The 6,818-nt window shown below is 51.1% G+C and carries 6 protein-coding genes; 3 read left to right on the top strand and 3 right to left on the bottom strand.

What is annotated here, in order from left to right; all coding sequences use genetic code 11:
- The first annotated feature begins 257 nt into the window (after positions 1 to 257).
- A complete protein-coding gene (locus ACESUZ_RS05230) occupies positions 258 to 1,490 on the top strand; it encodes a Fic family protein (protein ID WP_373198853.1) in 1,233 nt (410 codons plus the stop codon).
- 119 nt (positions 1,491 to 1,609) lie between these two features.
- Here ACESUZ_RS05230 and ACESUZ_RS05225 read toward each other — a convergent pair whose 3' ends face one another.
- Together ACESUZ_RS05225 and ACESUZ_RS05220 are read right to left on the bottom strand one after the other, a co-directional pair.
- Positions 1,610 to 1,756, bottom strand: a complete 147-nt coding sequence (locus ACESUZ_RS05225) for a sugar phosphate isomerase family (RefSeq protein WP_373198851.1) — start codon at positions 1,754 to 1,756, stop codon at positions 1,610 to 1,612.
- A gap of 160 nt (positions 1,757 to 1,916) precedes the next feature.
- On the bottom strand, positions 1,917 to 3,611 hold the full coding sequence (locus tag ACESUZ_RS05220) for a PTS lactose transporter subunit IIBC (protein WP_373198849.1): 1,695 nt from the start codon (positions 3,609 to 3,611) through the stop codon (positions 1,917 to 1,919).
- 356 nt (positions 3,612 to 3,967) lie between these two features.
- Here ACESUZ_RS05220 and ACESUZ_RS05215 point away from each other — a divergent pair, with 356 nt between their 5' ends.
- Complete coding sequence (locus ACESUZ_RS05215) at positions 3,968 to 4,888, top strand: DUF7916 family protein (RefSeq protein WP_373198847.1); 921 nt, start codon at positions 3,968 to 3,970, stop codon at positions 4,886 to 4,888.
- 72 nt (positions 4,889 to 4,960) lie between these two features.
- Entirely contained in the window at positions 4,961 to 5,680 is a 720-nt protein-coding gene (locus ACESUZ_RS05210; RefSeq protein ID WP_172678010.1) for a GntR family transcriptional regulator, read from the top strand.
- 272 nt (positions 5,681 to 5,952) lie between these two features.
- Here ACESUZ_RS05210 and ACESUZ_RS05205 read toward each other — a convergent pair whose 3' ends face one another.
- A complete protein-coding gene (locus ACESUZ_RS05205) occupies positions 5,953 to 6,717 on the bottom strand; it encodes a DeoR/GlpR family DNA-binding transcription regulator (protein ID WP_373198845.1) in 765 nt (254 codons plus the stop codon).
- Between the last annotated feature and the right edge of the window lie 101 nt (positions 6,718 to 6,818).

Raw genomic sequence — 6,818 nt, 5'->3', positions numbered from 1 at the left:
CAACCGTGTTCCAGATTCTAGGACGCCGGGCCGACTCGCTTCGGATGGGGCTCTACACCAACTTTCTCGACACTACCCATGTAGACAACTTTTGACCGTCTAGATGTTACAGATCAAAATAATAAGATAGTCAAATCCGAACTTTCCAAGCAGTTATGAAACATGGTTTCTAGTTTTCGGTATCACGAACATACTTTCGGTATCATTTAATGGTATTATGATATCGAAAGTATGTTCGTGATACCGAAAGGAGCCGCATGCGCCAGTTCGATTACACCACAGTCCCAGCGGAACTCGAAGCAACTCCAATCACCAACCTCCTCCTCTCGATACGCGAGCATAAAGGCCGTCAGCTTGCTCTGAGTCAAGTCAAACCCGAGCTTCTATCGTCCCTAATGGAGGAGGCTAAGATCCAAAGCACCCGATCCTCCAACGGACTTGAAGGAATTGTTACCACCCAAAAAAGACTCAAAGCGATCATGGCGTATTCCGCCAAGCCAAGCTCCCGCGCAGAGGAAGAAATCGCTGGATACCGAGATGTGCTGTCACTTATTCATGAGCAACACGATTCCATTCCCGTAACGCCATCGGTCATTCTGCAGTTGCATCGTGACCTCATGGCGCACACGGCAATCTCGTATGGAGGCCATTGGAAAGATGGCGATAACGAAATCGTCTCCATTGACGATCAAGGTAATCGATTTGTGCGCTTTAGGCCCCCTTCGGCTCTAGCAACCCCGGAACTTATTAAAGAAGCCTGCCAGTCCCTCAACGATGCTTTATCTCGCCAAGTTTGCGATCCCCTCCTTATATCGCTCCGCTTTATCTTCGATTTTGTTAGCATTCATCCCTTCAACGATGGCAATGGCAGGATGAGCCGGCTCCTTACAACGCTGCTGCTCGAAAAGACTGGATACGACGTTGCGCGTTACATCAGCATCGAACGACTTATTGAAGACAACAAAGCGCTTTACTACAACGCCCTCGCTGCAAGCTCCACTGGATGGAATGAAAATCAAAACACCGAAGTACCCTTTATCCGTTTCATGCTCGGAACAACCCTGGCCGCCTACCGACAGCTCGAACAGCGTACCTTAATTGAATCAAGCACTCGTCCCATGTCGAAGCAAGCGCGCATCGCTGTTCTATTTCAACAGAGACCCGGCGTCATTAAGAAATCCGACATCCGGTCCAACTGCCCTGATATCAGCGAGGTAACCGTTAAACGAACCCTCGGTCAGCTTGTTAGTTGCAGCGCAATCGAAAAAACAGGAGCGGGTCGTTCGACGGGCTACTTACTCAAAGACGTCCATGCTCTAGAACTATTCTTGCAAGCCACAATACCCGATGGCGAGGCCGCAATAACAAAAGAGGCTCCAAAGGATAAGCTCCTTGAACGTGTAAACCACGCCGAGGATGAAAGCAGAGAAGGGCTCTATGAAGACTACGATTCATTCTCAATGGACATAAAGACGAAATACGGAGTCTAGTCATATCCCAGAATAGCCTCATCCTTGTTGCCCAAAGTTATTTGCGCGTCATTGTGAAGCGGTACCCCCGCGCCGGCAGGGGGCAGATGTATCGCCTGCAGCGTTAGCTAGCAGATGACCTACGTGTGTTCCTCGATGGCGACACGATCCTCGGCTGTTGGTCCCACAAAAGCGGCGGTGCGGCGACGGTACATGCCGCCTACCAGGCACAGGTCGCAGCCCTCGCGCGCCTCGGGCAGGTTAAAGACCAAAAGCGAATTGGTCACATAGATGGAAGGCAGCTTGTCGGTGACTCGAAGAGCGCCAATGCGATCTCACGACGGTTGCGCTCATTGTCTCAATTAGATACTCAACAAAATACGGCCCGCAGCTCAATAAGCTGCGGGCCGTACTATACACCGACGAATCAACGACGGAGTGCATCCACTATTTAGCCAGCTCCTGAACGATCCAGTCAATTGCACCTTCGGGATCGTTGGTAAGGTCGATATACTCCTTGCCCCTTGTGGTGAGCAATTTAATTCCAAGGCGATCGGTATCGGCCTTCATAGCGTCATAGTACATGCGTGCCTGGGGCGCCAGAACAATCACGTTGTACTGATCCATCGTATCATAGTGGCTTCCGTACGCACCGGACTGAGAAACCAGATCAATACCCTTAGCAGCGGCGCCTTCGCGAAGAGCATTTGCCAAGAGAGTCGAAGTGCCGGCACCCTGGCAAAGCACAAGCACGCGGATCTGCTCTGCCTTGTCCTTTACCGCCTCGAGAGCTTTTGCGACATTTTCCTGTGCGGCAATAGCATCTGCATCCGAGGTTCCTGCAGTCTCCTTTGCAGACTCTTCCAAACAAAGCTGATGGTCATACGCCTTGCAGAACGGATAGTAAATCACAAAGTCAACGACCAACAGCACTGCCATCAATACGAGAGAACGCAGATCGAGACCCGTGGTGAGGAACGCACCAATTGGGCCGGGAAGCGCCCACGGCATGGTATACATGGGGGCGTTCATTCCAATTACGTCAATGAAAAACTTACCGATTATGGCGTTGACCATAGGAGCCGCTAGGAAGGGCACGAACATATAGGGATTGAGAACGATCGGCATACCGAAGAGAACGGGCTCGTTAACTCCAAAAATCACCGGGATAATCGATGCCTTGCCCATGGCTTTAAGCTGCTTGGAGCGCATAAACATGATCAGGATAATAGGAACGATGAACGTGCAGCCAGAACCGCCCAGACCGCCGATGAAGCTTGTAAAGTCCTGCGTGAGAGCAATTGACGGGTGTCCACCTGCTTGGAAAACCTCAAGATTGGTAACGGTATTGCCGTAGAGCGCAGCATTGATCGGACTCATGACAACCGAAGCACCGTGGATACCCATAAATTGGAAAAGTGCGACCGCGCCTTCGATAAGCGCCATGCCAGGATAGGTGTCGACCGCGGAGAACAGCGGCGAGATGAGAGCGGATACCAAATTGGCGAACGGCACAGCAAGCAGCTTGCGGCTCGCAAGATCGATAAAAGCGCACGCAAGGATCGAAAACCCAAATGCAAAAATATCGCGAAAACTCTGCGCAATAGAGCCAGGGACCTCTTTGGGGAGCTTGATCGTCACATTATGGCTAATGCACACCTTATAGATATTAACGGTCAAGAATGCGGCTACGAACGCAGCGAGAAAACCCTTGGTTCCCATATAGCCGGTTTCAAAAACAGATGTATCTGCTCCGCCAATCGAGACAACATCGTTCGTCACCGATAGTAAGAGCATGCCGCACATGGCACAAACCATGCACGAGGTGGGGTTGAGAGATTTACCCGAAGGCATGCGACGGTTCATCGACATGGCAAGTGAGCTCGCCGTGGTGCCGGCCACCATAATGCCAAGAAGTCCCATGGTATATGCATAGATTTTATTGAAGAAATCCAGCACCTCAGGCGGAAGCGTGATGCCTACATAGGCAGGGAGCGTCGAAAGAAGAAGGAACAGGCTCGAGAACAGCACAATTGGCATATTCGAGAGAAAGCCATCCTTGATCGCCACCAGATAAATGTTCCTCGAGATTTTGTCGAAGAGGGGCTGGTGTTTTTCAAGGAATTTGACGATAGCGTCCATAACACATCCTTTCATGATTCCCGGGCACGTAACGATTTATCCGGACTCAACCGTCGTCGTCCCCGTTTGTATCCACTTATGTAAGTGAATACGTTCTTGTGCGAAATGTAATATCATTTGCGCGATTTGTCATAACCAATTCTTTTTCCGCTTTGTCGATATGTCAAGAATTCAAATACTTATTCGGTGAACGGTAGCTGATTACTATAAGGTTTTCCCAGCTAAAGACTATTTTCCCTGAGCAGTACTATAAGTTTGCAACCGTTCACCGATTGGATATAACATATTGAATATATTGTTGTAACAATATTAGAGACAATGTCACAAGCCTGTCGTTCTAGTCAAAGGAAGTAACAATGCCCAAACGATTACTGAACATGTCCGCATCCGATTTTGCCGCCACGTCACCCATGGATCTAAAGCAGGCAATTCTGGCTTCCGAGGGACGTACCATCATGGCGGAAAACGTACCCTCTTCCCAATTTCTCGGCGGCGTTACTAATGCCGAAATCGAACGTGCCGCAGGTGCCGACCTGCTTCTGTTTAACGCGCTCGATGTGTTCGATCCAGTTATTGCCGGTATTCCAGATGATCTCAATGAAAACCCGGTCACTTGGGTGAAGCGAGCATGCGGAAGGCCCATTGGCGTCAATCTGGAGCCAGTTGATAACGAGGCAGAGATGTCTGAATCCCGAACGGAAATCCCCATGGGTCGTCGCGTCTCTCCCAAGACCTTAGAAAAGGCTAACGAACTCGGATTTGATTTTATCTGCCTGACGGGCAACCCTGGAACCGGCGTCTCCGACGATGCAATCGCCCATTCGATTAAACTCTCCAAAGAGCATTTCAATGGCCTGGTCATAGCCGGAAAAATGCATGGAGCGGGCGTTGCGGAACCTGTCATGACGCTCGAAATTGCGCGCAAGTTTGTTGACCTCGGCGTCGATATCCTTCTCGTGCCCGCCCCCTACACCGTCCCTTGCTTCCAAGAAGCAGACCTGCGCGCCATCGTAGACTTTGTACGATCCCACAACGTAGGCAAGTCAATTGAAGATAAGGTTCTCGTCATGGCGGCGAACGGGACGAGTCAAGACTCCTGCGACAGCGAGACCATTAAGAAAATAGGCCTTGCAGCAAAAGCAGCCGGCGCTGACCTCCAACATATCGGGGACTCCATGAACGGTATTTGCCTGCCCCAGAATATCTTCACGCTCGGACAAGCCCTTCGTGGATACAGGCATCAGATCGTCATGCTGAGCCGCTCTGTGATACGTTAAGGTTACCTTGCCCACGTTACATCCCGACTGAGGCAACCATCAGGTATAACCAACATGCAAACTGAGGCTCTAATGCTCGATACACACGAAAAACGGCCACTCTATTTACAGCTCACCGACGCGCTGCTCAAGCAGATCGTCGATGAATATCAAGCAGACGATAAACTTCCGACAGAAATGGAACTCTGCGACGAATACGCCGTAAGCAGAACAACCGTCCGACTTGCCATGAGTGAGCTGGAGCGTCGTGGAAGTATCTATCGAATCCAAGGTAAGGGATCGTTTGTTGCACCGAAACGCGTTAGCGAGCTCAATTCACTTTTAGACTTTGACTTTGCAAGCCATTGCGATGGCGTTGATCCGGATGCCATCACCAAACATTTCGGCGGCCTCACATCAGGTCGTCCAATTTCCGTAATGATGCTCCAACAATTTGGATGTCAAAGTCGCGATGAAATTCAGCGTCTTGAATTGACCTACGAACTTGAAGGCAGCTTCATAGGCGCTGATACGTTCTTCATTTCAAAGTCGCGCGTTCCGAATAACCAGTTAGATTTTCAGGCATTTAGCAGAATCATGGACGACTTGTCCAAGTCTATCCAATCTGTTAGGGAAAGCTATAGAGCACGTCAGCTTAGCGATTCCGAAGCCAGTAATTATGGTGTTGCAAAACTTCCGGTCATCGAACTGACTCATTATGCTTACGACTCCGGAGGCAAACTGATCTCAATTGTCTGCCGCACCGTCTTAACTGGGCGAATCCCTTATCAAAACTTTATTTTCAAGTCCTAATGTTCTTTTTCTTTTGTCTCGATCTGTAACACGTAGCCGAGTTTTTAAGTCCCAACCGTTACAGATCGAGACAAACAAGGTAGGCCCCGCCGAATTGTCTCAATCTGTAACATCTGGTTGGTAGTTTCACCCCTACCTGTTACAGGTTGAGACGATTTGATAGTGGAGTCCTTATTTGCGCGTCATATCACGTAGCGCTGACGCGCTGGTTTCCACAATGACAGGAGGTAAAAGTCCTCCCGCATCACCCGTTGGCAATCCCGTAGCGATAACTAGCAAATAACCTGCGTGTGTTCCTCGATGGCGGCACGATCCTCGGCGGCGATGCCCGGCTCGCACACCACGGCGTCCAAATTGTCCAGGCGGCAGAAGGTGTAGAAGTCGCGCTTGCCGATCTTGCTGGAGTCGGCGATCAGATAGCGCGAGTCGGCCTTGCTAAAGGCGAGCTGCTGGATGCGGCCCTCTTCCATATTGGATGTAGACACGTCGCCGTCCAGAATGCCGTTGGCACCGATAAACGCCGCGTCGATGCCCAGCGCACGCAGGGTATCCTCGGCCGTTGGTCCCACAAAAGCGGCGGTGCGGCGACGGTACATGCCGCCCACCAGGCACAGGTCGCAGTCTTCGCGCGCCTCGAGCAGGTTAAACACCGAAAGCGAATTGGTCACAATGCGTAGGCGGCACGCCGGCAGCATCGAGGCCATCTGCTCAACCGTGGTGCCCGTGCCCAAAAAGATGGTCGAGCCTTCCTCGATAAGCTCCACAGAACGGCGCGCAATCTGCAACTTTTCCTCGGCATGCTTCGTGCGCTTTTCGCTGTGCGAATACTCATGGCGCAGCATAGCGTGTGGACGGCCCTGCGCACTGCGGGCTCCGCCGTGCACGCGCTCGATCTCGCCCAGGCTCGCAAGCTCCTCAAGGTCACGGCGGATCGTCATATCCGAGACACCTAACGCATCCGAAATCTCCTTGACCGAGACCGTTCCCTGTTCCTCGAGCAGCTGCCGAACCTTATCCTGTCGCTCCGCTTTAATCACGATGAGTCCTCGCTGTTCCACGCTCACGTCAATTCAAACAATAACGAACAAATTGTATCAGACTCGCGCGCGTCAGAAATGAACGCCCGCACAGCTCCAAT

Origin of the sequence: Collinsella aerofaciens ATCC 25986 (assembly GCF_964239575.1) — a bacterium.
GTDB classification, from domain to species: Bacteria; Actinomycetota; Coriobacteriia; order Coriobacteriales; family Coriobacteriaceae; genus Collinsella; species Collinsella aerofaciens_BQ.
Note: the sequence above shows the minus strand (reverse complement) of the source record. Positions and strands in the feature narration are given on the sequence as shown.